Source organism: Photobacterium panuliri (genome assembly GCF_059920555.1).
This window is the reverse complement of record NZ_CP197192.1, coordinates 1,579,687-1,602,952: the sequence shown is the minus strand read 5'-3', so window position 1 is coordinate 1,602,952 and position 23,266 is coordinate 1,579,687. Positions and strand designations below refer to the sequence as shown.

At 49.6% G+C, this 23,266-nt stretch carries 23 protein-coding genes and 1 riboswitch; of the genes, 9 read left to right on the top strand and 14 right to left on the bottom strand.

Going from position 1 to position 23,266, the window contains the following annotated elements; translation table 11 throughout:
• Positions 1-16 precede the first annotated feature (16 nt).
• The 6 genes from oppF to ACSF8X_RS07535 form a co-directional block, all read right to left on the bottom strand.
• The gene (gene oppF / locus ACSF8X_RS07560; protein ID WP_500851056.1) at positions 17-1,006 is read right to left on the bottom strand and encodes a murein tripeptide/oligopeptide ABC transporter ATP binding protein OppF; all 990 of its coding nucleotides are present in this window, start codon (positions 1,004-1,006) and stop codon (positions 17-19) included.
• Positions 1,006-1,971 carry an ABC transporter ATP-binding protein gene (locus ACSF8X_RS07555; RefSeq protein ID WP_047879396.1) on the bottom strand — a complete coding sequence of 322 codons (966 nt, stop codon included), beginning with the start codon at positions 1,969-1,971 and terminating at the stop codon, positions 1,006-1,008. The genes oppF and ACSF8X_RS07555 overlap by 1 nt, the downstream gene beginning before the upstream one ends.
• Before the next feature lie 67 nt (positions 1,972-2,038).
• Positions 2,039-2,950, bottom strand: a complete 912-nt coding sequence (gene oppC / locus ACSF8X_RS07550; protein WP_047879519.1) for an oligopeptide ABC transporter permease OppC — start codon at positions 2,948-2,950, stop codon at positions 2,039-2,041.
• Positions 2,951-2,964: 14 nt separating this feature from the next.
• Positions 2,965-3,885, bottom strand: coding sequence for an oligopeptide ABC transporter permease OppB (gene oppB, locus ACSF8X_RS07545; RefSeq protein WP_047879395.1), 921 nt, complete (start codon positions 3,883-3,885; stop codon positions 2,965-2,967).
• A 119-nt stretch (positions 3,886-4,004) separates the two neighbouring features.
• Entirely contained in the window at positions 4,005-5,636 is a 1,632-nt protein-coding gene (locus ACSF8X_RS07540) for an ABC transporter substrate-binding protein (protein WP_047879394.1), read from the bottom strand.
• A 453-nt stretch (positions 5,637-6,089) separates the two neighbouring features.
• Positions 6,090-6,260 (bottom strand): hypothetical protein, encoded by a 171-nt coding sequence (locus ACSF8X_RS07535; protein WP_157037853.1) that lies wholly within the window; start codon positions 6,258-6,260, stop codon positions 6,090-6,092.
• Between the two features lie 574 nt (positions 6,261-6,834).
• Between ACSF8X_RS07535 and ACSF8X_RS07530 the strand changes: the two genes are divergently transcribed.
• The gene (locus ACSF8X_RS07530) at positions 6,835-7,245 is read left to right on the top strand and encodes a MerR family transcriptional regulator (RefSeq protein WP_500851055.1); all 411 of its coding nucleotides are present in this window, start codon (positions 6,835-6,837) and stop codon (positions 7,243-7,245) included.
• Between the two features lie 69 nt (positions 7,246-7,314).
• Here ACSF8X_RS07530 and ACSF8X_RS07525 read toward each other — a convergent pair whose 3' ends face one another.
• The 5 genes from ACSF8X_RS07525 to moaA all read right to left on the bottom strand — a co-directional run bounded on the left by ACSF8X_RS07525 (position 7,315) and on the right by moaA (position 10,334).
• A complete protein-coding gene (locus ACSF8X_RS07525) occupies positions 7,315-7,851 on the bottom strand; it encodes a hypothetical protein (RefSeq protein ID WP_053062490.1) in 537 nt (178 codons plus the stop codon).
• Positions 7,852-8,114: 263 nt separating this feature from the next.
• Complete coding sequence (gene moaE, locus ACSF8X_RS07520; protein ID WP_047879392.1) at positions 8,115-8,564, bottom strand: molybdopterin synthase catalytic subunit MoaE; 450 nt, start codon at positions 8,562-8,564, stop codon at positions 8,115-8,117.
• A 2-nt stretch (positions 8,565-8,566) separates the two neighbouring features.
• Complete coding sequence (gene moaD / locus ACSF8X_RS07515) at positions 8,567-8,812, bottom strand: molybdopterin synthase sulfur carrier subunit (protein ID WP_047879391.1); 246 nt, start codon at positions 8,810-8,812, stop codon at positions 8,567-8,569.
• Positions 8,809-9,288: a cyclic pyranopterin monophosphate synthase MoaC gene (gene moaC / locus ACSF8X_RS07510; RefSeq protein WP_047879390.1), complete on the bottom strand. Its 480-nt coding sequence runs from the start codon at positions 9,286-9,288 to the stop codon at positions 8,809-8,811. Before moaC ends, moaD begins: the two co-directional genes overlap by 4 nt.
• A gap of 56 nt (positions 9,289-9,344) precedes the next feature.
• Positions 9,345-10,334 (bottom strand): GTP 3',8-cyclase MoaA, encoded by a 990-nt coding sequence (moaA, locus tag ACSF8X_RS07505; protein ID WP_047879389.1) that lies wholly within the window; start codon positions 10,332-10,334, stop codon positions 9,345-9,347.
• Positions 10,323-10,489: riboswitch (molybdenum cofactor riboswitch) on the bottom strand. Its footprint overlaps the gene before it by 12 nt.
• Before the next feature lie 231 nt (positions 10,490-10,720).
• Here moaA and ACSF8X_RS07500 point away from each other — a divergent pair.
• The 3 genes from ACSF8X_RS07500 (at position 10,721) to yvcK (ending at position 12,750) form a co-directional block, all read left to right on the top strand.
• The gene (locus ACSF8X_RS07500; RefSeq protein WP_047879388.1) at positions 10,721-10,948 is read left to right on the top strand and encodes a hypothetical protein; all 228 of its coding nucleotides are present in this window, start codon (positions 10,721-10,723) and stop codon (positions 10,946-10,948) included.
• Between the two features lie 142 nt (positions 10,949-11,090).
• Positions 11,091-11,666, top strand: coding sequence for an LON peptidase substrate-binding domain-containing protein (locus tag ACSF8X_RS07495; protein WP_047879387.1), 576 nt, complete (start codon positions 11,091-11,093; stop codon positions 11,664-11,666).
• Positions 11,667-11,844: 178 nt separating this feature from the next.
• Complete coding sequence (gene yvcK / locus ACSF8X_RS07490; protein ID WP_500851054.1) at positions 11,845-12,750, top strand: uridine diphosphate-N-acetylglucosamine-binding protein YvcK; 906 nt, start codon at positions 11,845-11,847, stop codon at positions 12,748-12,750.
• Here yvcK and ACSF8X_RS07485 read toward each other — a convergent pair.
• The 3 genes from ACSF8X_RS07485 to uvrB all read right to left on the bottom strand — a co-directional run bounded on the left by ACSF8X_RS07485 (position 12,712) and on the right by uvrB (position 16,941).
• Positions 12,712-13,071 (bottom strand): Hpt domain-containing protein, encoded by a 360-nt coding sequence (locus tag ACSF8X_RS07485; protein ID WP_047879385.1) that lies wholly within the window; start codon positions 13,069-13,071, stop codon positions 12,712-12,714. The two genes, yvcK and ACSF8X_RS07485, sit on opposite strands and share 39 nt — an antisense overlap.
• Before the next feature lie 16 nt (positions 13,072-13,087).
• On the bottom strand, positions 13,088-14,521 hold the full coding sequence (luxO, locus tag ACSF8X_RS07480; RefSeq protein WP_500851053.1) for a quorum-sensing sigma-54 dependent transcriptional regulator LuxO: 1,434 nt from the start codon (positions 14,519-14,521) through the stop codon (positions 13,088-13,090).
• Positions 14,522-14,913: 392 nt separating this feature from the next.
• Positions 14,914-16,941 (bottom strand): excinuclease ABC subunit UvrB, encoded by a 2,028-nt coding sequence (gene uvrB / locus ACSF8X_RS07475; RefSeq protein WP_047879383.1) that lies wholly within the window; start codon positions 16,939-16,941, stop codon positions 14,914-14,916.
• Between the two features lie 825 nt (positions 16,942-17,766).
• On the opposite strand from uvrB, the gene rsxA reads away from it, so the two are divergent.
• Genes rsxA through rsxG form a run of 5 tightly spaced genes read left to right on the top strand, consistent with a single transcriptional unit; the run spans position 17,767 to position 23,266 of the window.
• The gene (gene rsxA, locus ACSF8X_RS07470; protein ID WP_047879382.1) at positions 17,767-18,348 is read left to right on the top strand and encodes an electron transport complex subunit RsxA; all 582 of its coding nucleotides are present in this window, start codon (positions 17,767-17,769) and stop codon (positions 18,346-18,348) included.
• 1 nt (position 18,349) lies between these two features.
• Complete coding sequence (gene rsxB / locus ACSF8X_RS07465; RefSeq protein WP_047879381.1) at positions 18,350-18,931, top strand: electron transport complex subunit RsxB; 582 nt, start codon at positions 18,350-18,352, stop codon at positions 18,929-18,931.
• Between the two features lies 1 nt (position 18,932).
• Positions 18,933-21,575: an electron transport complex subunit RsxC gene (gene rsxC / locus ACSF8X_RS07460; protein ID WP_500851052.1), complete on the top strand. Its 2,643-nt coding sequence runs from the start codon at positions 18,933-18,935 to the stop codon at positions 21,573-21,575.
• A 2-nt stretch (positions 21,576-21,577) separates the two neighbouring features.
• Positions 21,578-22,624 carry an electron transport complex subunit RsxD gene (gene rsxD / locus ACSF8X_RS07455; protein ID WP_500851051.1) on the top strand — a complete coding sequence of 349 codons (1,047 nt, stop codon included), beginning with the start codon at positions 21,578-21,580 and terminating at the stop codon, positions 22,622-22,624.
• 9 nt (positions 22,625-22,633) lie between these two features.
• Positions 22,634-23,266: an electron transport complex subunit RsxG gene (rsxG, locus tag ACSF8X_RS07450; protein WP_047880037.1), complete on the top strand. Its 633-nt coding sequence runs from the start codon at positions 22,634-22,636 to the stop codon at positions 23,264-23,266.

Here is a 23,266-nt window from a genome sequence, read left to right as displayed (position 1 = left end):
CTGTCACAGGCTTTAATCAATGAACATTCAGGCACGAAACCGAATGGATATCCCCCCCGCTCAATTGCGGCTTTTGCTGCGCACATTCAGCCGAGGCGACCGGACAACGAGTTCGAAACACACAGCCCGATGGCGGGTTCATCGGCGATGGCAGCTCCCCTTCCAGCAACTCGATATGCTTATTGCGCTCCAAATCTGGATCCGGAATTGGCACCGCAGACATCAAGGCCTTGGTGTACGGGTGCTTCGGATCGCTAAACAGTGCCGATGCCTCACCCATCTCGACGGCATTGCCCAGATACATCACCAACACCCGATCAGAAATATGCTTCACCACCGACAAGTCGTGGGCAATAAAGATCAAGCTCAGCCCCATCTCCTTTTGCAATGACTTAAGCAAATTCACCACCTGCGCCTGAATCGATACATCCAGCGCCGATACCGGCTCGTCACAGATAATCAGCTTAGGCTTCAGAATCAGCGCCCGCGCGATCCCGATACGTTGGCACTGCCCCCCTGAGAACTCATGCGGGTAACGGTTGATCACGTTAGGCAGTAAGCCAACCTTGGTCATCATTTCACGTACCAGTGCCTTCACATCATCGGCGGGCATAGTCGGGAAGTAGGCTTTCAGCGGCTCGGCAATAATCTCCCCGACCGTCATCCGCGGATTCAAAGACGCCAGCGGATCTTGGAATATCATCTGGATATCCTTGCGAGTTTCACGCATCGCCTTATGATCCAACGTCGTCAGATCGCTGCCCAGCCAAACCACATTACCCGCCGTGGCCTCAACTAAGCCTATAATGGCCCGAGCAAAGGTGGACTTACCGCAACCTGACTCGCCTACCACGCCCAAGGTCTCGCCCTCGAACAGGCGAATATCGACCCCATCCACCGCCTTTAGCGTCAATGGTTTGGTCCACGGCCATGCCGACTTCTGGGCAATATTGAAATGAACTTTGAGATCTTTAATATCCAACAATAGCTTTTTCTGCATTTCCATTACCACGTCCCCACATCAGAAAAACATGCGCGCAATCGCCCTTCGGCAAACGCCTTCAGCTCCGGTGCTTCCTGCTGGCAGCGGCTTCCGACGCGGTGGCATCGCTCCTGATAAGGACAGCCTACTGGCAGACGCAGTAAATTGGGCGGGTTGCCCGGAATCGTCGGCAACTCCTCCCCTTCAGTATCCAACCGCGGGATCGCCTTGAGCAGCCCTTCGGTATACGGGTGTGATGGCTGGTAGAAAATCTCATTGATTTTGCCGTACTCCATGGTGCGCCCGGCATACATCACCAGCACCTTGTCACAGCTTCCGGCGACCACCCCGAGATCATGGGTGATCATAATAATGGCAGTATTGAAATCACTCTTAAGCTCATTGAGCAACTCCATGATCTGGGCCTGAACTGTCACATCCAAAGCCGTTGTCGGCTCATCGGCAATAAGCAACTTAGGACGGCATAACAACGCCATGGCGATCATTACCCGCTGACGCATCCCGCCCGAAAACTCATGGGGGTACATATTGATCCGCTTGCGGGCCTCGGGAATTTTCACCGCTTCTAGCATCCGCACGCTTTCCTCGAAAGCTTCGTCCTTGCCCATCCCCTTGTGCAGCATCAGCACCTCCATCAGCTGATCGCTGACTTTCATATAGGGATTAAGGGATGTCATCGGGTCTTGGAAAATCATCGCGATCTGCTCTGCGCGGATCTTGTTCAGCTCTTTCTCTGGCAAATTGAGGATTTCACGCCCTTCGAACTTAGCGCTACCGCCAATCATGCCGTTCTTGGCCAGCAGGCCCATAATGGCAAATACCGTCTGGCTTTTTCCCGAACCGGACTCCCCAACAATACCCAGTGTCTCACCCCTATCTAGGGCGAAATTCAGGTCATTAACTGCGGTGACAATGCCATCCTGAGTTTTGAACTCAACACGCAGATCTTTGACATCTAATAGGCTCATACTACTTCCTTATTCTTTTTCCACCTTCGGCCTGCCAACTTGACGCTGGCCGGCGGCGAGTCCTTGGTTACCTGTCTTTCGGATCCAGTGCGTCACGCAGACCGTCACCCACGTAGTTAAAACAGAACAGGGTGACCACCATGAAAGCGGCCGGGAACAACAGCTGCCATATCGCAACTTCCATTGTCTGGGAGCCCTCTTGCAGCAGCGCACCCCAGCTGGTCATTGGTTCCTGAACCCCCAAGCCAAGGAAGCTGAGGAAAGATTCGGTCAAAATCATCGACGGTACCAACAGGGTTGAGTACACCGCCACAATACCCAATACGTTCGGCACAATATGGCGAGTAATGATCCGCCACTGGCTCACACCAGAAACATGGGCCGCCTCGATGAACTCCTTGCTGCGCAGGGACAAGGTCTGCCCACGGACGATACGCGCCATATCGAGCCAGGAAATCGCCCCGATGGCCACGAAGATCAGCATGATATTACGGCCAAAAAAGGTCACCAGCACAATCACGAAAAACATAAACGGAATCGAGTAAAGGATTTCGAGCAGGCGCATCATGATCCGGTCCGTGCGCCCGCCAATAAACCCTGAAGCCGCGCCGTACAAAGTACCAATGACCACTGCAACCAACGCCCCGAGGATCCCCACCATTAGGGAGATTCGGCCCCCCACCAAGGTCCGGGTATACAGGTCACGCCCCAAGCTATCAGTCCCGAAGAAATGGCCATCGGCTCCTAGGCTCGGTGCTGCATGAAGCGCATACCAGTCGGTGTCGTCAAATGCGTAGCTGCTGAACATCGGGCCGAAGATCACCGCCAGCGTGATCAGAAACAGGATGGTTAAGCTCACCATCGCGGCTCGGTTGCGCATAAAGCGGATCCGGGCATCTTGCCACAAGCTACGTCCCTCAATCTCAAGCTGATCCGAGAACTTGCTAATGGCTTCGACGTTTTCTTTCTTTGTTAGCATCATCAGTCAGTCCCTCAGTAACGGATCTTTGGATCAATGTAGGCCAATACGATATCGACAATGGCGTTGAAGATAATGGTCAGCGAGCCAATCAATATCGTGATACCCAATACCAGCGAGTAATCTCGGTTAAAGGCGGCGTTGACGAACAGCTTTCCAATCCCCGGCAGGCCGAAAATCGTTTCGATCACAACCGAACCGGTAATGATGCCGACAAATGCAGGCCCCATGTAGGATACGACTGGCAGCATGGCCGGCTTGAGGGCATGCTTGATGATGATGCGCGGATAGCTCAATCCCTTGGCGCGAGCCGTGCGGATAAAGTTACTGTTGAGGGTTTCGATCATGCTACCGCGGGTAATACGGGCAAAGGTAGCCACATACAGCAGCGACATCCCGATCATCGGCAGCATCATGTACTTCACGGAGCCGTCATTCCAGCCGCCTGCAGGCAACCAACCCAAATTAATCGAAAAGATATAGATAAGAACGGGGGCCAATATAAACGAGGGCATCACGACCCCAGCCATGGCGGTCGACATGATGCAGTAGTCTATCCAGCTATTTTGCTTCAAGGCAGCAATCGTACCGACCGTCACCCCCATGACGAGAGCAAAGATAAAAGCAAAAAAGCCGATTTGGGCCGAGACAGGCAGAGCCTTAGACACCAGCTCATTAACCGTAAAATCCTTGTACTTGAATGATGGGCCAAAGTCCCCCTGGACAATGTTGCCCAGATAGGTGGTGTATTGCTCTAACACCGGCTTATCAAGACCATATTTGGCTTCGATATTGGCCATCACTTCTGGAGGAAGCGGCCGTTCACTTGAAAATGGGTTACCCGGAGCAAAACGCATGAGGAAAAACGAAATGGTGATCAACACCAATAAGGTAGGGATCGCTTCAAAAATCCGTTTTGCGATGAATTTAAACATAAACTCCACCGTACTTTTAGTCTGTGACAGAAAAAATCAACTCTGCTTTGGAAGCCAGAAATGGCACTGCCCCCTTCCTGAGGGCAGCGCTTATTATGGTATTTATTACTTAGCGAACATTAGTCAGCAATAATATAAAGATCTTTGCTGAAGATATTATCTTCAGGGTTATGTTCCGGGTAACCGCCCAGCTTTGGGTTCACCAGACGCGCGTTGACATAATGATAAATCGGCATAATTGGCATGTCTTTCGCCAGCAGTGCCTCGGACTTCTTATATGCATTGGCGCGATCGGCATCCGATGCCGCCGTCAGGGCTTGATCTAACAGGCCATCATAAGACTTGCTGGCATACTTCGGATAGTTCTGGGAGTGGCCATCACGCATAATAGCCAAGAAGGTTGACGCTTCGTTGTAGTCACCACACCAGCCTGCTCGCGACACGTCAAAGTTACCCTGACGCTTACTATCTAGGTAGCTCTTCCACTCCTGGTTTTCCAGAACGGCGGTCACACCCAATGACTTCTTCCACATCGACGCAATCGCGACGGCGATCTTCTTGTGGTTCTCACTGGTGTTATAAAGCAGGTTAAACTCTAGTGGGTTACTCTTGCCATAGCCGGCCTCCTCAAGCAGAGCCTGCGCCTTGGCAACACGCTCTTTCTGGGAAAGCGTCGAGTAATCCGGCATATCAACATCCAACCCATTGGTTGCCAACGGGGTAAAGTTGTAGGCAGGCGTCTCGCCCTTACCAACAATAAATTTGGCAATTACATCACGGTCGATGGCATAAGACAGCGCCTTGCGCACTTTCTCATCATTGAACGGCGCCTTGGCCGTATTGAACTCATAGTAGTAAGAACACAGGTAAGGCGTTACTTTGACATCATCCGGGTTCTGCTTGACCAGTCGCTTGAAATGCTCGTTCGGCATTTCGTAGGTCACGTCCACTTCGCCAGCCAAGAAGCGGTTCATCTCAGCAACCTGATTTTCAATCGGCAGATAGGTCACCTTCGTAAGAACAGTGTTGCCGTTGTCCCAGTAATATTTATTTGGCTTTAGAACAATACGCTCGTTAACCACCCAGTTGTCTAGCTGGAAGGCACCGTTGCCGACATAGTTTTCAGGGCTGGTCCACTTGTCGCCAAATTTCTCCACCGCCTTCTGGTTAACGGGTTTCATTGATGTATGTACCGTCATCGCCACGAAATACGGTACCGGTTTTTCCAGCGTTACTTTCAGGGTATGGGCATCAATCGCCTCGGCACCTAACGTCTCAGGGGACTTCTTGCCATTAATAATATCGCCGGCATTAAGCATGGTCGTCATGTCTAGGTAGGAAGCGTATGGTGAACCGGTCTTGGGATCAGCCAGACGCTGCCAAGTGTAAACAAAGTCGCTAGCGAGAACAGATTCGCCATTCGACCACTTGGCATCTTCACGAAGGTGGAAGATCCAGGTTTTATTGTCTTTGGTTTCCCATGACTTAGCGACGCCACCAACCAGATTACCCTCACCATCTTGGTTAACTAGGCCTTCAAGCAAATCACGGATAACGTTAGATTCTGGGACACCGGAAACTTTCTGCGGATCGAGAGATTCGACTTCGGTACCATTACCACGGACTAGCTCTTGCTTCGCGGCCAGTTTGATATCGTCGGGTACATTTGCGGCAAAGGCGGGAAGAGAGGTAGCAGCCACAACCATACCAGCGCCTAAGAGCAGCGACTGGGTAATTTTATTCTTATTCATGCATAAACTCCGATACATTGAGATTACATCCTTGCGAACTTCGGCTGGCACACAGAGGCAAAATATTTGTGCTGAATATCCATCACATCACAAATCAAACCGAAGATTTGAACAAAACATTATCAGGCATCAAAGCAATTTGCCACATTTTGATTACAAAAACACATAATATCCTCAATACCAGCAAGCAATATAGTGCAATACACTGAATGCTTTTTTCGTTGCAGTCCGATCTATCACAAAACCCAACATTAAGAGAAAAATCCGCCATAAAAGCTATATGTGCATAATTTAGTGTGTAGAAATCATAAAAATGGTTAAATATTCAGCACAAGACGCTTGAGCAAATAACATCAAACACCCCTAGCGATAACAAAAAACAAACAACAGACGCTTTGAGCATAAAAAAAGCGCCTTTCGGCGCTTTCTCGGAAAATGCTCAATCTGAAATAATTACTTATCTTCACTATCTAAATTAATATTCGGCGGTACTTCATGTGTACCCTGATCCTTTTTATCGACCAAACTGTCATTATTTGTCAGCGCATCATCAAACAGACCATCATGGTTAATATCTTCAAGCATCTGTTTAATACGACGATTAGACATGCGTTTGTGCTTCATGTAACCCTCCACTGTTAACCCGTTAGCGTAACGTTTTTTAACAATCTGTTTTTGAACAACCTGTGCCAGAGCACCCAATAAGCATGGCACAAGTTACCGGGTTATGCGCAGTCGAGCTCCCTATAGGCCCGAGCTTTAATAACTCAGAGGCATATAAAACCAGCCCAATAGATTAAGTTATTACATGACTTTTTTTGCTAGGTTGATACGTATCCATAACAAGACAACAACGCTAACATCACCTTACTGGCGCAATTATTAAATGATGATAATTGTGCCGGCATTCCGTTCCGTTATTGTTTGAGAGTAATCCATGAGACCAGCAGGTTGTATTTCTCGCCCCAGTCCTTCTCGTCACCGTCCTAGCTATGTTCCGGCAGCGCCGCACAAAACTAAAGACGGACACAAATAAGCCTTGTGCTTAATACCTAGCCCCTCTCAGGAGGGGCTATTTTATGGCCGATATTCCGTTAATACGTTGTTATTTATCGGTGATTATGAAATGATTTTCCGGTTCACGGAATGAACAGATCCCCCTCATCGGGCAACACCACAACGGAATGAGAATACCGCCATGCCAACGACTTCTGCTGATGACATCTATACCATTTCAGAATTAGCCACCGAGTTTGCAATCACACTTCGCAGCATCCGTTTTTATGAAAACCAAGGGCTGCTCACCCCCCAACGGCGAGGAACACAACGCATATTCTCGCGCCAAGATAGGGCGAGGCTGAAGCTCATCCTCAGGGGAAAGCGGCTTGGATTTAGCCTTACTGATATCAACGAACTTTTTACTCTCTATGACACAAGGCACAACTCAGTGCAGAACCTACAAGCAATGCTAAATACCATTCACAACCGTCAAGTAAAACTTCAACAGCAACAAGCAGATATCAATATACTAATGATGGAACTCAATGCAGCAGAGCGGCGCTGTATTAAGCAGCTCCAGCAACAAACTGAAACCGAACAAGCAACCTAAGGCTATACAATAAAAAAACCGGCTGGCTTACAATGCCAACCGGTTGGTTTTGTGTATAAAAGGGCGAACTCAATGAAGTGGGATTCTCGCAATCCAAACAGAATGGGTCGATGCCAAATCAGCATCCTGCTCAGCCAAACGCAACAAGTAAGCTAAGCGATGATGCCCCTCTAGCAAGTTATAAGGTGCCTTCATCACCTTCCCCTGCATCACATCAATATCACGCTCGTAGTGCAACACGATTGGCGCTACCGGCCATGTGCCATGCTTCTGCATATCCTGCACCAGCCAACTCCGCTGGAACAACGCATTACTCATACGCGAAGAAAGCTTGTCGACGACCTCCTGATGTGGCGTCTTGATCAGTGACTGAATTTTCTCAGTCTCCCACTGCTCCAGCTCGAATCGCATTGACTGAAAATCCAGCCACCCCCAATTGCACAGTACCCCTTTCCAGTGCCGGTACACCCATTGCTCTAGGACATCATCTGGAAAATTAGGCAATGCTACATTTGCCTTTTGTCGCCACTGGTCCCATGACTCACAGTGACGCCCACCGAATCCTTCGGGCTCTAGTTCATAGAGTAGTCGATCGCTTCTGATCATAGTCATACTCCTTCTCTGCACGCGACAACCAAAAAATTATTCTGTACTGCTCTCCCATCAGCACGAGAGCTTAATGACAAAACTATATAACCATTCACTAATAACGGTTATTTATCCTTACACTTTTCAACCTAACACAGAGGAAAAGGAAAAAATACCTGAATATTCAAGAAAGATTATTCAGGCATGGGGAGAGAGGATGATTTTTTACAAACAGATACCGGCCAAATTGCGATTTGGCCGGTATCCGAAAGGAGGAGAAATTACTGTTTGTTCCAGCGGTCTGCTGCAGATGTATCTGTCTCGCGAGCATCAACCCAGCGTGACGCTTCTGGTGTTTGCTCTTTCTTCCAAAATGGTGCGCGAGTCTTGAGGTAGTCCATGATGAACTCGCAGGCTTGAAAAGCCGCGCCACGGTGGGCACTGGTAACACCAACAAAAACGATTTGATCGCCCAATCCAAGATCACCGACCCGGTGAATTACTCGGACTTTGAGCAACGGCCAACGTTCACGAGCCTGCTCGACGATCTCAGCCAAAGACTTTTCGGTCATACCAGGATAATGCTCAAGCGAAAGCCCGGTTACACTGTCGCCCTGATTAAAATCGCGTACCTTACCAATGAAGGTCACTACCGCACCGGCATCGGCACCTTCGGCCAAGCGTGCGTATTCATCCGCAACCGAAAAATCGTCAAACTGTACAGAAATCATGATTACCCCCCTGTTACTGGCGGGAAAAAGGCAACTTCATCACCGTCTGTCAGTGGGCTTTCCAATGAACAAATTGTCTGGTTTACAGCAACAAGCAATTTGCCTGATTCAAGAGCCAACTGCCACTTGTCACCCTTTTCAGCCAAATGGGCACGTAGGGCCTCGGCGGTCGCAAACTCAGCGTCGATCTCGATGCGGTCAACGCCCACCAGCTCTTTTACCTGGGCAAAGAAAAGTACGTTAATCATGCTTCCACCTTAAAATGACCTGATTTACCACCCGTTTTCTCAAGCAAGCGAACTTGCTCGATCACCATGTCTTTCTGAACGGCCTTACACATATCGTAGATGGTCAGTGCAGCAACGGAAGCAGCTGTGAGCGCTTCCATTTCTACGCCTGTTTTCCCTGCCAGCTTACAGCAAGATTCGATACGTACTTTGTTTTCTGCCTCGATAGCTTCAAGCTGCACTTCGACTTTCGACAACAGCAATGGGTGACAAAGCGGGATCAGATCCCACGTTTTCTTTGCAGCTTGAATACCGGCAATACGGGCAGTGGCAAATACATCGCCCTTGTGATGTTGACCCGATAGGATCAACGCCAATGTTTCAGGAGCCATACTGACATAAGCCTCAGCACGAGCTTCACGAACAGTCTCTACTTTCGCAGACACGTCAACCATGTTTGCTTCGCCAGAAGCATTGATATGCGTAAATTGATTCATCCGTCTCTTCCAAGAAGGTAAATAGAAAATATGTGTGTCCGGCAGGTGGGAATGGATCAGCCGCCAATTGATGCCAGATGCGGCGTCATACCTGTATTGCCCTGCTCAAGGAAATGGCTCACGGCTTTTTCCTGCAGGCCACCCTGTATGCGGGCAATCAAGTCTTCTCGCTGCTCATCCTGCTGTAGCAAGTCACGAAGATCGACACCATGGTCACCAAACAGGCACAAGTGCAACTTGCCCATGGCTGAAACACGCAAGCGGTTACAACTTTTACAGAAGTCTTTCTCGTATGGCATGATCAGGCCAATTTCACCCTGGTAATCTGGGTGGCAGAAAACTTGCGCAGGACCATCATTGTTGGCCTTGATTTTCAATACCCAGCCATTGGCAATCAAGTGATTGCGGATGCTTACGCCTGACACATGGTGGTTGGCGAACAAGCTGTCCATCTCCCCCGTTTGCATCAATTCGATAAAACGGAGCTGGATCGGACGATGTTTGATCCACTCAAGGAACTGAGGAAGTTGCTGGGAATTAAGATCTTTGAGCAGAACGGTATTGACCTTGACCTGCTCATAGCCAGCCTCAAATGCGGCATCAATCCCGGCCATCACCTGACCAAACATATTCTCACCCGTGATCTGATGAAACAGGCGAGGATCCAGACTGTCGACACTGACATTGATGTGGGTCAGACCCGCCTCACGCCAGCCCGCAACCTGCTTGGCCATACGGTAGCCATTGGTGGTCATCGCCACCTTGCTGATGCCCGGCTGCTCGGCCACAGTTCGGACAATATCGGTGAAGTCGCGACGAAGAGTCGGCTCGCCGCCGGTAATGCGTACCTTGCTGGTACCACACTCTGCAAAGGCCGCTGTAACGCGGTGGATCTCATCCAGAGACATAAAAGCAGGGCGCTTTTTCTCTTCCGGATGGTAGCCGTTAGGTAGGCAATATGTGCATTTAAAATTACAAACGTCAGTTACTGACAAACGCAAGTAATAGAACTTACGATGAAAATTATCTTCAAATTGTTTCGCCACGGAACACCTTTCCAAGTACGGGAGGCCGATGCATTTCTTTACCGACCCTGGTGACATCTGTCACTGGCCAGGCTCACGTATCCCCAACGTAGAGGTCCCTCCTTGAGAGCCTCCGTCAAGCACTTAGTGCGCCAAGCTCGGAGTTATGGCAATTGCGCAGGCAGGAATAAACCAAAATCTGCACAATAGCGTAATCATTATAAAAGTATCAGAAGATCGTGCCGTCGGCCTGTTTATTTCCCTCTTGCCGAGGACAGCAGCAGCCCCTCAGCCGCTCATATCTTCATGGAATATTTTTTCGTGCTGCATTCTACCTTTCAGGGTATTTAACGACAATACTACTAAGGAGGATACGGGGAATTTTTCTTACTAAAAGTGAGGATATTATGTCCAATATTATCGAATCAGCCACTGTTGAAGATGTTGCGCTCTATCTTCAGCGGGAAGAAGGGCTTGATGCCCGGCAAGCACAAGAGCAGGCAAAAACTGTCATTAACGGTTTCATCGACATGCAGGAAAAAGGGCTAATCAAGGGGTGGTACTTCGATGAGCAAAGCCACCTTGAGCTGCTTCCCAGTGATACGGCTCTGAAAATTATTGCCAACCAAAAATGATTCGCAAATTGCATCGGCAGTTGCGGAGGATTTTGCAAATAACAAAAACACTAGGGGTAACATCGCCCAATAAGCGGTATGACAAATAGGCATCACATTTGCAGTGTCTGGTATACCATACTAACAATAACCGGAGCTGGCCATGAAACAGTGCATACCGCTACTATTCCAAAAGCGTCATATTCTACCCGGTGGCCGGATACCTCTTCGTATCGCGCATGGCCCGCAAATGCATGCTTTCAAAACCGCTATTCGCAACGGCGGTACTTTTGGCGTGTGCATGTTTGACAATGATGATCATGGAAACCATTTTTACCAGATAGGCACCCGGGTAACCGTCGAAGATTTTGACGCCTCCCCCACTGACGGCAGCTTGATTGTTACTGTCGCAGGACATGAATCATTCCGCATCGATAACCTCAACGAAGACGAGAATGGTTTGCTCACGGCAGAATATGAAGCCATTCAGCCTTGGCCTGAAACTAAAGTAAATTGTGACCAACAGATTTTAGCTGAAAAACTCAAATTGATGTTCAAAAAGCATCCCGAGCTTAACGGCATGCACCACCATAAACAATTCGACAACTTAAGCTGGTTATGTCAACGCTGGCTCGAGCTGCTCCCTCTTCCGGCCAGCGAAAAACAACTTCTACTCAGTGCGCCCAACTGCATGGATACCTACGACTACCTCATGAGTATTATGCACAAGCCCCATTGACCCCATTGCCGCAAGCGACGTCACAATTGATGCTTGCGGCGGTTTATCAAGTGAAGGCTCTCGCACAAAGACAACCCCGCATCCCCTAATACAACGCTTTGCCTTATTGCGCACTGTATTCCACACCCACAAGCAGGTAAACTGCCACTAATTTCTAATAATATTGTTTACTTCTGCTATGCCTACATTTACAGAAAATTTGTCATCGGAGACAAAAATTGTCGCCATAGGCGGAGGACATGGCCTCGGCCGAATCCTCTCTGCATTGTCTGACTATGGCGAAAATGTCACCGGCATAGTAACGACAACCGACAACGGCGGCTCTACAGGACGTATTCGTGCCTGCCAAGGCGGTATTGCTTGGGGTGACACTCGCAACTGCATCAATCAGCTGGTCACCGAACCCTCTGTGGGCTCGATGATCTTCGAATACCGCTTTGAAGGGACAGGTGAACTGTCGGGCCACAACTTGGGCAACCTAATGCTCAAGGCGTTGGACAATCTATCCATTCGCCCGCTTGATGCGATTCACATGATCCGTGACATGCTCAAGGTCAAAACACATATTGTACCAATGTCTGAACATCCGGCCGATCTGGCCGCCGAAACGCAACAGGGCGAAATCATCAACGGCGAAACCAGTGTTGATGAACTGGATAGTATCCCACGTCGCTTACTGGTAGAGCCCACCGTGCCCGCCACTGAAGAGGCAATTTCTGCTATCAAGCTAGCCGATATCATCCTGCTTGGCCCTGGCAGTTTCCTTACCAGTGTCATGCCACCCCTGCTGCTCAAAGATATTGCTCATGCGCTAAATATCACCCGCGCAAAAATTGTCTTTATCACAAATTTGGATAAAGAACCGGGACCCGCTGGAATGATGAGCCTAACTGACATGCTCAATTGGTGTGAGCGTTCAATGGAAGGAAGAAAAATCGACTGGGTACTCGCGGACAAACCACTGACGGAGCTTGAGACAAATTACAACATTCATGTTGCTGAACTCGCATCAAGCCACCATCAATGGCGGCACGACCGGAACAAATTAAAGCAAGCAGTTGAGCGGATTATCATGACTGGCTAACCGACGATATTCAATTGCCATTCCTTCGACCATCTGTCTGAACTCCGGCAGATGGTCTGCCATCCAAGTATCCTGCCCCTGCTTAACACGAGATTCGCATTCTTGGGCCATACGGGCCAGTTCATCAGCCCCAAAACTGGCAGCACTACTTTTTATCGCATGGCTGATCTCTCTTACATCCAGCAGAGTAGGATCGTCTGATAATTTACTGAAATACTGCTCAAGTTCATCGCTGAAGACCGTAAGCAGTAGCTGTAATGTATCTTCACCAACTTCTTCAGCCATGCGCTGAATTGTTTGTGCATTAATTGTCGTCGCCATGCAGTTTCTCCTACCTCTAGCCTTGCGTATCCTGCCAAATTTGTAATTTTCTGTATATCGTCGAAGGGCTGACTTCTAAAAGTCCAGCAGCGCGAGGAATATTACCATCACAGGCATCTATCGCGGCTTGGATCGTTCGCTTCTCAACCAGCCATAGAGGCTCCACTTGAGACTTGTCGAACGCCGCCGTCGTTTCTTGCCCTATATCTGTGGGAATAGAAGTCACCTGCGCCGCAGGATTTGATGAGTAGGATGCAAATTTAACGCCATCATTATTAATTGGCGGAGGAACCATAGACAGGGTCACTTCTTCACCGTCATTCAACACGACGATATTACGAATAACATTTTGCAGCTCCCGCACATTACCCTGCCAATGGTAATGCTTGAACAACTGGATGACCTCAGGGGAAAAGCGGCTAAAATTCTTACCTTCTTCCAATGACATCAAGGCAAGTAAGGCATGAGCAATCTCAATAACATCATCACCACGCTCTCGCAGTGGTGGTAAATTGATAGGAATCACATGCAACCGATAATACAGGTCCTCACGAAAGCGCCCCTCCTGGACTTCCTGCCACGGATTACGGTTGGTCGCACAGACAAAACGCACATCAACAGTATTCGTCTTCGATGAACCAACTTTCTGATAGGTTCCTGTTTGGATGAAACGTAGCAATTTGCTTTGCAAATCCAAATCCATTTCACACAATTCATCCAAAAACAGAGTGCCGTTATGCGCGAGTTCAACAGCCCCCTGTCGCTCTGTCGATGCGCCGGTAAAGGCCCCTTTCATATGGCCGAACAATTCACTTTCGATTAATTCTTTGGGGATAGCAGCACAATTCAATGCGACAAATGGCTTGTCATTTCGCGGACTGGCAGCGTGAACGGCTTCGGCACACACCTCTTTACCGGTACCGCTCTCTCCGGTTATAAACACCGTTGCCTTACTCGTAGCGGCAGATTCGATGACTCGATACACGGCCTGCATTGGTAGGCTATTGCCGATGAAGCCCTGATATTGTGCCCCGGCTTGTTTCGACGATGATTCACCATCTTGCAGAAGCTTCTCTTGCTTGAGTGCTTTGTTAACCGTCACCCTCAGTCGATCAGCCTCACAGGGCTTGATCAAAAAATCCTGCGCGCCATAACGCATCGCTTCAACGGCAACGTCTATCGAACCATGCGCGGTCATAATGACTACGGGGACATCGCCATAATCACGTTTAACAGATTCCAGTACTTCCATACCCGTCATATCGGGTAACCTGAGATCCAGCAAAATCAGATCCGGCAACGTTTGCTCGACAAATGCCAACGCTTCTGCACCGGTCCCGACAATAGTAACCGTAACACCCAATGGATTCAGATATGATTTATATAAGGCCGCGACTGATGCAGTGTCTTCTACCATCAACACCTGACGCTGTTTAGCAGTGCGTTCCATTGCCCCTCCCAATCTGGATACCTTGTATACCCAAACAACCTAAACACATTGAATTCAAAATGAAGCAGCTTGAATATAGTAATTGTAATCTAAAGAAATTCGCTGGTTTTACTAATTTGCAACTTTAGTGCTCTTTGCTTTCCAATATGAATCGCATAATGATTCGCAAAATGCAAATATGTAGTTATTGATTTGCTGGCCTGCACAAAAAAAGCGGGATAAACCCGCTAAAAAAGTACAATTAAAGATTTCAAACAAAGTTGGCACACTACCTGCTTTAATTAAAGTGACTCTTCCTTAGAGTCAACCTAGCCAACTGACGTTGTTTGTGGATTTTTTTCACTAAAACAATGAAGCCAACCGAATGACTTTCTCGGTTGGCTTTTTTTTAACTAGCTATTGGCAATAAATTGCTCTCTAAGAGAAAGAATTTTGTCTCGCAGTTCGGCGGCCTGCTCAAACTCTAAGTTCTGAGCCGCGTCATACATTTCTTTCTCCAACCGCTGGATCTCATTTTCCAACTGTTGCGGTGTCATTACGGTGTAGCTAGCTTTTTGCTCTGCGACTTTATGCAACTTAGCAGCCCGGTTGGTCTTGCCTGGGGCCCCAAGCTCCATGATATCGGCGATCTTGGTCTCTAGTGCTTTAGGAACGATCCCATTTTTTTCATTGTGGGCAATTTGCTTATCGCGACGACGATTCGTTTCATTAATCGCCCTCTCCATCGAACCCGTTATTCTGTCACCATACAAAATCGCCTTACCTGACAAATGCCTCGCAGCACGACCAATTGTCTGGATCAGTGAACGCTCGGAACGTAAAAAGCCCTCCTTGTCAGCATCAAGAATCGCAACCAGCGACACTTCTGGCATATCCAAGCCCTCACGCAGCAAGTTGATCCCAACCAAGACATCGAACTCGCCCAATCGTAAATCTCGAATAATTTCGACCCGTTCAACCGTATCAACATCAGAGTGCAAGTAGCGAACTTTTACCCCGTGCTCAGACAGATACTCAGTCAGATCTTCGGCCATCCGCTTAGTCAGCGTAGTAACCAGCACCCGCTCGTTTTTGGCTTCGCGAATCCGAATTTCAGAGAGCAGATCATCGACCTGTGTCGCCACTGGGCGCACTTCAATCTGCGGATCCAGCAAGCCGGTCGGGCGAACCACCTGCTCAGCAATATCACCGCCGGACTTTTCTATCTCGTAACTACCCGGCGTCGCCGAAATATAAATAGTCTGGGGAGCCAGTGCCTCGAATTCCTCAAATTTCAACGGTCGGTTATCCAATGCCGACGGCAAGCGGAAGCCATACTCGACCAAGTTTTCCTTACGGGAACGGTCGCCGCGATACATAGCGCCAATTTGAGAAACGGTGACATGTGACTCGTCAATCAATAACAAGCCATCGGCTGGCAAGTAATCAAACAGGGTCGGTGGCGGCTCACCCTCCGCACGCCCACTGAGGTAACGTGAGTAGTTTTCGATCCCCGAGCAAAAGCCAAGCTCGTTCATCATTTCGATATCGTACTGAGTCCGCTGGCTGATCCGTTGCTCCTCAACCAACTTATTATTATCAAGAAACTGCTGCTTGCGATCGACCAGTTCCTCTTTTATGCCCTCAATAGCCTCAAGGACGCGTTCACGAGGTGTCACATAATGGGTCTTCGGATAAATGGTACAGCGGGGCAAATCCCGCTTTATCACCGCACCGGTCAGCGGGTCAAAGCTGCTGATACAGTCCACTTCATCATCAAACAGCTCAATACGGATAGCATCTTTTTCTGATTCCGCCGGGAAAATATCAATCACCTCTCCCCGAACCCGGAACGTACCACGCTCAAAAGCAATATCATTGCGGGTGTATTGCAACTCCGCCAAGCGCCGTAGGATATCCCGCTGATCCAGCATATCGCCGCGACGTACATGGAGCATCATTTTGAGGTAGGAATCAGGGTCACCCAAACCATAAATAGCAGAAACAGATGCCACAATAACGACATCACGCCGTTCTAGCAGCGCTTTGGTTGCCGATAAACGCATCTGCTCAATATGGGCATTGACCGAAGAGTCCTTTTCAATAAAGGTATCTGTCGTTGGCACATAGGCTTCCGGCTGATAGTAGTCATAATAAGAAACAAAATACTCTACGGCATTCTCCGGAAAGAATTCCTTCATTTCACCATATAACTGAGCCGCCAATGTCTTGTTCGGCGCTAAGATCAAAGTCGGACGTCCCGCCTCGGCTATCACATTGGCCACCGTAAAGGTCTTACCGGTCCCCGTTGCACCAAGTAAAGTCTGATGGGCCAAACCCGAATCCAGCCCATCAAGCAACTGAGCAATGGCTGTCGGCTGGTCGCCTGAGGGAGAATACCGAGACGCAAGTTTAAAGGGTTTGATATTGACAATATCCATGCTGATACCGTACTGGATTTATGATCAGGGTTGTCTACATTTTGCAGTGCCGTCGCGCGATGTCAACTATTCACTCGACAAAGTAATCATGCGTCATCAGTTGACCACATTTTAAACTAAGCGTATCATCTGCGCCCACAGCACTTCCCATCGACGCCATCTTCCTCGTAGCATTTGTTGAAAAAACATCCCCCACAGCCATATACGTCCATATTTTGCCCACAAGTTATTCAAGTTTTGATTTAAATCAACTCACAGAATAATGTGCTAGAATTTGTCACTATTCGTCGCCAAGCGCTGTCCTCTCCCTCGACGAAACAATTTCTTTGATGGTAACAACAACAAAGGTTTATCAAAACCACCGCATCGACCAAAAATCACCCAAAGCGATAATTTCTCAAACGTGTTCGATCTTTTCCATATAGCCATCAACATAGTTATCCACAGTTTTCGTGGATAACTCGTCTAAAGCCTTGTCTTCTTTGGCCTCAAAAAAATCAAGCGATATTTTCCTACTTATTCGCTTCCCCATGACCACTTGCTTATCATTTGAACTCAAACGCCACAAGTGAGTGTTTTTCGCCCATAATGGCAGTCTAAAAACATTTGTTCTCGAAATGCCACACATTGAAGTGCAAATACGGGCTTATTACTTAACCTAATTCTCTCGCCCAGCTAGCAAACAAGCCATAAAGATCGAATACAAATCAATTAGCTAGGAGACCAAAAGGCCAGCAACAGCTAAAAACCCTGCTCAATGGGTGTTGTTATAGATCTGACAAAGGAAGATAATATAAAGATCTTTAGCAATTAGTAATCAGCGGTATGACAGAGTACCTACTCCTTCTCGTCGGTACAGTGTTGGTAAACAACTTTGTACTGGTAAAATTCCTAGGTTTATGTCCATTCATGGGTGTTTCCAAAAAATTGGAAACCGCGATCGGCATGGGCCTAGCGACAACCTTCGTCCTGACTCTCGCGTCGGTATGTTCTTATATGGTGGAAACCTACATCCTGCTTCCACTGGATATCCAATACCTGCGAACCATGAGTTTCATCCTCGTAATCGCTGTCGTCGTACAGTTCACCGAAATGGTCGTGCACAAAACCAGCCCTACCCTATACCGGCTACTGGGGATCTTCTTACCCCTGATCACCACAAACTGTGCCGTTCTCGGGGTTGCGCTACTTAATGTTAATGAACACCATAATTTCATTGAATCTGTCATCTATGGTTTCGGAGCAGCGGCGGGATTCTCTCTTGTCCTAATCTTATTTGCATCGATGCGCGAACGAATCGCAGCTGCCGATGTACCTGCACCATTTAAGGGGGCTTCAATCGCCATGATAACAGCAGGCCTAATGTCACTGGCATTTATGGGCTTCACTGGCTTGGTGAAACTGTAATATGAGCGCAATACTAATAGCTGTAATAGCAATCGCAGCCCTCGCGGCAGTCTTCGGGCTCATCCTTGGCTTTGCATCCATTCGTTTCAAGGTCGAAGCGGATCCTATCGTCGATCAAATTGACGCCATCTTGCCGCAAACACAATGTGGCCAATGTGGCTACCCGGGCTGCCGTCCGTATGCCGAAGCCATTGCCAATGGTGATAAAATCAACAAATGTCCACCAGGTGGTCAGCAGACTATTGAAAAGCTCGCCGACCTGATGGGTGTGGATGCCGAAGACTCGGCCCATGACGCAGATAAAAGCATTAAGAAAGTCGCTTTCATCCACGAAGATATGTGCATTGGTTGTACTAAGTGTATTCAGGCCTGTCCTGTCGATGCCATTGTCGGTGGTACCAAAGCCCTTCACACAGTCATCAAAGATGAGTGTACCGGTTGTGACCTCTGCGTTGCCCCTTGCCCAACTGACTGTATCGAGATGATCCCGGTAGAAACCTCTCCGGAGAATTGGAAATGGGATCTTAACCAAATTCCTGTTGTGAATATTCCTGCTGACAATAACCAAACTGCGGTGAAGTAACATGCTGTCAATTATCGAACAAATTAAACAAGGTCAGCTTTGGGACTTCCACGGTGGGGTTCACCCGCCTGAAAATAAGCACATATCCAACCAAGAACCTATCCGTCTGGCCGGTATTCCAGATGAATTGGTTCTGCCGCTCAAGCAGCATATTGGTACCAAAGGTGAAATATTGGTGAGCGTAGGCGACCACGTCCTGAAAGGTCAGCCTCTGACCCACAGCGACATGAGCATGTGCCTACCGATCCATGCGCCAACATCAGGTACAGTCTCTGCTATCGAGCAGCGTACTACCGCCCATCCGTCAGGCTTGAGCGATCTCTGCATAGTGATAAAACCTGATGGCAAAGAGACGTGGGGCTCACAGCATAAGATACCGAACTATACCGACATCGAACCCGCCGAGCTGATCAATACTATTCGTCTAAACGGTATTGCCGGTCTGGGTGGCGCGGGTTTCCCTACCGGTCGTAAGCTCCAAGGTAGCCTAGGTCTGACCGATATTCTGATCATCAACGCTGCCGAGTGTGAACCTTACATCACCGCCGATGATCGCCTGATGCAAGACTATGCGGCCGAAGTTATCGAAGGCACGCGGATCCTGCGCCATATTGTCAGCCCAAAACTAACAATCATTGGTATCGAGGATAACAAACCAGAAGCGGCACGGGCCCTTGAGCAATGTGTCACCCCTGAAGACAACATCATTATCCGCGTGATCCCGACCAAATACCCATCGGGCAGCTCCAAGCAATTGGTTAAAATCCTAACCGGGCGCGAAGTGCCGAGCCAAGCACGCTCATCTGCCGTTGGTGTTGTTGTTCAAAACGTGGGTACCGCCTATGCCATCAAGCGTGCGATTATCGATGGCGAGCCATTGATCGAACGTGTCGTCACTCTTACCGGCGAGGCGTTCAAGCAGCGCGGTAACCTATTTACCCTGCTTGGTACTCCGATATCCTATCTGCTGGATAAGTTCGGCTATTGCCCCGATAAAAAATACCCAAGAGTTATCGTTGGCGGCTCCTTGATGGGCTTCACCCTGCCCCATGCCAATGTGCCTATCACCAAGATGACCAACTGTATCTTGGCCCCCAAACGCCGAGAGTTGCCAGTACATACTCACGAAATGGCCTGTATTCGCTGTAGCGCCTGTGCCGATGCTTGCCCATCATCACTTTTGCCCCAGCAACTGCAATGGTATGCCAAAGATCAGGACTACGATAAGTGCGAAGAGTACAACCTGTTCGATTGTATCGAATGTGGTGCCTGTGCCTATGTTTGCCCAAGCGAAATTCCACTGGTCAACTATTACCGCCAAGCCAAAGCCGAGATCTATTCACGCCGCCAAGATGCAGCCAATGCCGACCGCGCCAAGCAGCGCTTCGAAGCTAAACAAGCCCGCTTCGAACGGGACAAGGCCGCTCGTGAAAACCGCTTCAAGAAAGCCGCGGAAGATCGCCGTCAGGAAATGGCCGCAACAGGCGGTGATGATGCAGTAGCCGCCGCCATCGCCCGAGTAAAAGCCAAACAAGCCGCAGCGGCCAATGAGACACCGGCCCAAAAGCCAGCCGTTGCTGCAGCCATTGCCAGAGTCAAGGCCAAACAGGCAGAGGCTGCAAAAGCAGGCTCACTAGACAGCGCGACGCCGGACAACAGCGAAATGGCGAAGTTGCGCGAAGAGCGCAAGCGCTTGGCCCGTGAACGCAAGGCCGCAAAATCTACCGATGAGGTGAGTTCGACATCAGACGCCGCAACAGATGCGAAAAAAGATGCTGTCGCCGCTGCGATTGCCCGTGCCAAGGCTCGCAAGGCAGAGCAGCAAGCCGAGTCGCCTGCGACGGAATCTGAAAGCGATCCGAAGAAAGATGCTGTCGCCGCTGCGGTTGCCCGAGCCAAGGCACGCAAGGCAGAGCAACAAGCCGAGTCGCCAGCAACGGAATCTGAAAGCGATCCGAAGAAAGCCGCTGTCGCCGCTGCTGTTGCCCGAGCCAAGGCTCGCAAGGCGGAGCAACAAACCGAGTCGCCAGCGACGGAATCTGAAAGCGATCCGAAGAAAGCCGCTGTCGCCGCTGCTGTTGCCCGTGCCAAGGCTCGCAAGGCGGAGCAGCAAGCACAGAATGCTGAATCGGTGGCACAGCCTACCGACACGGCAAGTGCCGACGAACCAATTGACCCGAAAAAAGCGGCCGTCGCCGCTGCGATTGCCCGTGCCAAGGCACGCAAGGCAGAGCAGCAAGCACAGAATGCTGAATCGGTGGCACAGTCTACCGACACGGTAAGTGCCGACGAACCGGTTGATCCGAAAAAAGCGGCCGTCGCTGCTGCGGTTGCCCGTGCCAAGGCTCGCAAGGCGGAGCAGCAAGCACAGAATGCCGAATCGGTGGCACAGCCTACCGACACGGCAAGCGCCGACGAACCGGTTGACCCGAAAAAAGCGGCCGTCGCTGCTGCGGTTGCCCGTGCCAAGGCCCGCAAGGCGGAGCAGCAAGCACAGAATGCTGAATCGGTGGCACAGCCTACCGACACCGTCAGTGCCGACGAACCGGTTGACCCGAAAAAAGCAGCCGTCGCTGCTGCGGTTGCCCGTGCCAAGGCCCGCAAGGCGGCGCAGCAAAAACAAGAAAAAAATGAGGAAAATTAACTGTGGCTTTTAACATCGCAAGCTCTCCCCATGCCCACAGTCGCCGCAGTACAAGCAGCCTGATGCGTACTGTGATTCTATGTTGCTCACTGGGCGTTGCCGCCCAGTGGTACTTCTTTGGCTGGGGCGTGCTAATCCAGATAGCATTGGCAGGTATTGTGTCGGTCATGGCAGAAGCGCTAGTGCTAAAACTACGCCACCGTCCTGTTGTCCCTTATATTCGCGACAACAGTGCCTTGCTAACCGGTGTCCTTATCGGACTTTCAATCCCACCTCTGGCACCGTGGTGGATCACAGTTATCGGCTGTCTTTTTGCCATTATCATTGCCAAACATCTGTACGGTGGACTAGGTCAGAACCTGTTCAACCCAGCAATGATCGCCTATGTGGTGCTGCTGATCTCATTCCCTCTGCAAATGACGACCTGGCTGCCGCCTTCGTCACTTTCTGCTGAGCCACTGAGTATCGCAGATGCCCTATCGGCTATCTTTACCGGCTTCACCACTGATGGCTTCAGTGTCCATCAACTACGCCTGTCTGTCGATGGCGTCACAATGGCAACACCGCTAGATACGCTCAAGACATCGCTGACAACGGGTCACACCGCAACTGAAATCCTGTCTGGTCCAGTATTTGGTATCGTCGGGGGGATCGGTTGGGAATGGGTGAATCTCGGTTTCTTGATCGGTGGCCTTATTCTTCTGAAGCAGCGTGTTATCCAATGGCACATTCCGGTTGCCATGCTTGCGGCACTGTTCGCCTTCAGCTCCATTGGCTTTTTGATCAGCCCAGACAGTACAGGCTCTCCGTTGTTCCACCTATTCTCGGGTGCCACTATGCTGGGGGCGTTCTTTATTGCCACTGACCCGGTTTCGGCCTCAACCACGGTAAAAGGCCGCTTGGTGTTTGGCGCAATGATCGGGGCACTCGTATACCTAATCCGAACCTTCGGCGGGTTCCCTGACGGTGTCGCTTTTAGCGTGCTCATTGCCAATATGTGCGTGCCGCTAATCGATTACTACACTCGTCCACGTACGTTTGGCCACTAAGGAACAACCATGATCAATGCAATGAAAAAAAACGGCGGCATTTTGGCAATCTTTGCCTTGATGTCGACCTTGCTGGTTGCCCTTACCCATGTAATGACGGCCGACAGAATTCAAGAGCAACAACAAAAAGAACTGCTCAAGGTACTCAACCAAGTCATTCCGGCAGATAGCCACGACAATGTACTATTCAAAAGCTGTACTTTAGTGCAGAACGAGCAATATCTTGGCACCAGCAACCCGATGCCTGCCTACATTGCCAAAAAAGACGGGCAAGACACAGGTATCGCCATAGAAGCTATCGCACCAGACGGTTACAGCGGTGCAATCAAACTGATCGTGGGGCTTGATAAAGCCGGCGTTGTTAGCGGTGTACGAATCCTAAGCCACAACGAAACGCCTGGACTGGGCGATAAAATCGAAACACGCGTCAGCGACTGGATCTACAGCTTCACCGGCAAGCGTATTAATGGCGACAAGGATCCCCGCTGGGCCGTTCGCAAAGACGGCGGCGAGTTTGACCAATTCACCGGTGCGACCATTACACCACGCGCAGTTGTCGGGGCAGTCAAAAAAGTCGCCCTGCTTTACCAACAGCAGCAAGCCCAGCTCTACAGCCAGCCGCTGAACTGTGAGGGAGAGTAA

Coding starts and splice junctions, on each gene's coding strand:
- uvrB (WP_047879383.1), bottom strand. CDS start 16,941: ATGGATATTGTCAATATCAAACCCTTTAAACTTGCGTCTCGGTATTCT.
- rsxG (WP_047880037.1), top strand. CDS start 22,634: ATGATCAATGCAATGAAAAAAAACGGCGGCATTTTGGCAATCTTTGCC.
- rsxB (WP_047879381.1), top strand. CDS start 18,350: ATGAGCGCAATACTAATAGCTGTAATAGCAATCGCAGCCCTCGCGGCA.
- ACSF8X_RS07485 (WP_047879385.1), bottom strand. CDS start 13,071: ATGGCGACGACAATTAATGCACAAACAATTCAGCGCATGGCTGAAGAA.
- rsxA (WP_047879382.1), top strand. CDS start 17,767: ATGACAGAGTACCTACTCCTTCTCGTCGGTACAGTGTTGGTAAACAAC.
- ACSF8X_RS07540 (WP_047879394.1), bottom strand. CDS start 5,636: ATGAATAAGAATAAAATTACCCAGTCGCTGCTCTTAGGCGCTGGTATG.
- moaE (WP_047879392.1), bottom strand. CDS start 8,564: ATGATTTCTGTACAGTTTGACGATTTTTCGGTTGCGGATGAATACGCA.
- rsxC (WP_500851052.1), top strand. CDS start 18,933: ATGCTGTCAATTATCGAACAAATTAAACAAGGTCAGCTTTGGGACTTC.
- yvcK (WP_500851054.1), top strand. CDS start 11,845: ATGCCTACATTTACAGAAAATTTGTCATCGGAGACAAAAATTGTCGCC.
- ACSF8X_RS07525 (WP_053062490.1), bottom strand. CDS start 7,851: ATGATCAGAAGCGATCGACTACTCTATGAACTAGAGCCCGAAGGATTC.
- ACSF8X_RS07530 (WP_500851055.1), top strand. CDS start 6,835: ATGCCAACGACTTCTGCTGATGACATCTATACCATTTCAGAATTAGCC.
- ACSF8X_RS07500 (WP_047879388.1), top strand. CDS start 10,721: ATGTCCAATATTATCGAATCAGCCACTGTTGAAGATGTTGCGCTCTAT.
- moaC (WP_047879390.1), bottom strand. CDS start 9,288: ATGAATCAATTTACGCATATCAATGCTTCTGGCGAAGCAAACATGGTT.
- moaD (WP_047879391.1), bottom strand. CDS start 8,812: ATGATTAACGTACTTTTCTTTGCCCAGGTAAAAGAGCTGGTGGGCGTT.
- ACSF8X_RS07535 (WP_157037853.1), bottom strand. CDS start 6,260: ATGAAGCACAAACGCATGTCTAATCGTCGTATTAAACAGATGCTTGAA.
- ACSF8X_RS07555 (WP_047879396.1), bottom strand. CDS start 1,971: ATGAGCCTATTAGATGTCAAAGATCTGCGTGTTGAGTTCAAAACTCAG.
- oppC (WP_047879519.1), bottom strand. CDS start 2,950: ATGCTAACAAAGAAAGAAAACGTCGAAGCCATTAGCAAGTTCTCGGAT.
- oppB (WP_047879395.1), bottom strand. CDS start 3,885: ATGTTTAAATTCATCGCAAAACGGATTTTTGAAGCGATCCCTACCTTA.
- oppF (WP_500851056.1), bottom strand. CDS start 1,006: ATGGAAATGCAGAAAAAGCTATTGTTGGATATTAAAGATCTCAAAGTT.
- ACSF8X_RS07495 (WP_047879387.1), top strand. CDS start 11,091: ATGAAACAGTGCATACCGCTACTATTCCAAAAGCGTCATATTCTACCC.
- luxO (WP_500851053.1), bottom strand. CDS start 14,521: ATGGAACGCACTGCTAAACAGCGTCAGGTGTTGATGGTAGAAGACACT.